1 protein-coding gene is annotated in these 2,313 nt (G+C 58.0%); it reads left to right on the top strand.

Annotated features, from left to right (window positions below; genetic code table 11):
- A partial coding sequence (locus tag ACXJ7R_RS30330) for an efflux RND transporter permease subunit (RefSeq protein WP_457155035.1) occupies nt 1-1,978 on the top strand: 1,978 nt, incomplete at its 5' end.
- Nucleotides 1,979-2,313 lie beyond the last annotated feature (335 nt).

Here is a 2,313-nt window from a genome sequence, read left to right as displayed (position 1 = left end):
GCTCATGGCCTTGTCGATCGCGGTCGGGTTCGTCGTCGACGATGCAGTCGTCGTGATCGAGAACATCGTCCGTCACATCGAAGATGGCCTCACTCCGATGGAAGCTGCGCTCAAGGGCTCGAGCGAAATCGGCTTCACCATCATTTCGATTACGCTGTCGCTCATCGCAGTGTTCATTCCACTATTTCTGATGGGAGGCTATGTCGGCGAACTCTTCCAGGAATTCGCGGTAACGGTGAGCGTTTCACTGATCCTGTCGCTGGTGGTCTCGCTCACGCTGACGCCAATGATGTGCGCGCGTCTGCTCAAGAATGAGGCCAACGTCAGGCACGGGCGGCTCTATAATATTTGCGAAAGCGGCTTCGACGCGCTGCTTGGATTGTATGAACGGGGCCTAAGGATCGTCCTGCGGCACACTTTCGTGACGCTGCTCGTCATGCTCGGAACGATTGCTGTCACCGGCTATCTCTACGTCATCATCCCGAAGGGTTTCTTCCCGCAACAAGACACCGGCTTGATTATCGGCGTCACCGAGGCCGACCAGGATATTTCGTTCCCGGCCATGTCCGAGCGTCAGCAGGCGGTAACCGACATTGTGCTTAAGGATCCGGCGGTAGCTTCGGTCGGAGCCTCGATAGGAGCAACTGGCGGGAGCACGCTCAATCGCGGGACAATGTACATTGCCTTGAAGCCAAACAACCAACGTGACGTCAGCGCCGATCAGGTGATCAGCCGGCTGTCATCCCAACTCGCCAAGATTCAAGGCATAACGCTTTACATGCAAGCGGCACAGGACATCACTGTCGGCGGTCGGGTCTCGAAGACGCAGTATCAATATACTCTGACCGATGCCGATTCCAACGAGCTCAACCATTGGGCACCGATATTCCTCGACAAGCTTAGAGCCATGCCGGGAATCGTTGACGTGGCCACCGATCAGGAGAATGCAGGACCACTGCTCGATGTGACCGTCAATCGCGAAGTCGCGTCGAGTTTCGGAATCCTCCCGTCGACGATCGACAACACGCTCGACGATGCTTTCGGCCAGCGCATCGTCTCCACAATGTTCACACAGCTCAATCAGTATCACGTTGTTCTCGAGGTCAGCCCGGAATTCCAGTACGGTCCCGAGGCGCTCAAGGATATCTATCTGAATTCTTCGACAGGGCAGCAGGTGCCATTAAGCGCCCTGGTGACCAGCATGACGAAGGCTGCGCCGATCGTGATCAATCATCAAGGCATGTTTCCGGCGGTCACGATCTCCTTCAATCTAAAACCCGGGGCGGCGCTTGGAGATGCGGTCGCAGCTATCCAGCAGTTCGAACGCGATGCCGGAAAGCCTGCTTCGCTTGCAACCAGCCTCCAGGGCAACGCGCAAGCCTTTCAATCGGCGCTGTCAGGCACACCAATCCTGATCGGAGTGGCGCTGGTGGTGATCTACATCATCCTTGGGGTGCTCTATGAGAGCCTGATCCATCCGATCACCATTCTATCGACGCTGCCTTCAGCCGCTATCGGCGCCTTGTTCTTGCTCATGGCGGTCCATATGGATTTCAGCGTCATCGCCATGATCGGCGTTATCCTGCTGATTGGCATCGTCAAGAAGAACGGCATCATGCTTGTCGACTTTGCGCTCGAGGTCGAGAGGACCGAAGGTCTCAGCCCACAGGAGGCAATCTACCGCGCTTGCACCATACGTTTCAGGCCGATCCTGATGACCACCATGGCGGCGATGCTCGGCGGCGTGCCGATGATGCTGGGCACCGGCGCCGGATCGGAAATCCGCCAGCCGCTCGGCTACACGATCGTGGGTGGCTTGGCGCTGTCGCAGATTCTCACACTCTACACGACACCGGTGGTCTACTTGTATCTTGAGCGGCTCGGCAAATTCCTGGGTGGCTTGCGAGGCGCAAAAACACCGCCTGTGGAACCCGAGCAGGGCGACCTCTTCTCCGAAACGAGGCACCCAGCCGGCTAGGCGAGAGGTTCAGGTCCCGTTGTCAGGGGGTATGAAGCAGTAGACGCTGTTCCCAGCCGCGCAAATGTGGGCCGTTTCGTTCCATGAGTACGGGTGTTCAGGCACCCTTTTGGATGGCTCGATCGGCGTCCATACTCCGTTGAGTTTGCCCCACCACTTTCCCTCCTCGAACTTGGCAACCGTTGGCCGACAGTCGCCGCCGTTGCAGCATGAGCCACCCAGCGTGTTATGCATCCCCATGTAGATGCTGTGCCACTTCTCGTGCCCCTGGCCGTAATTGCCCTCGGGAGGGCCAATGGGGACGTGGGAACTGTGGTCCTGGGCCAGTGCGGGGC

It is taken from the genome of Mesorhizobium sp. P5_C1 (assembly GCF_054049815.1).
This window is presented reverse-complemented; position numbering and strand designations above follow the sequence as displayed.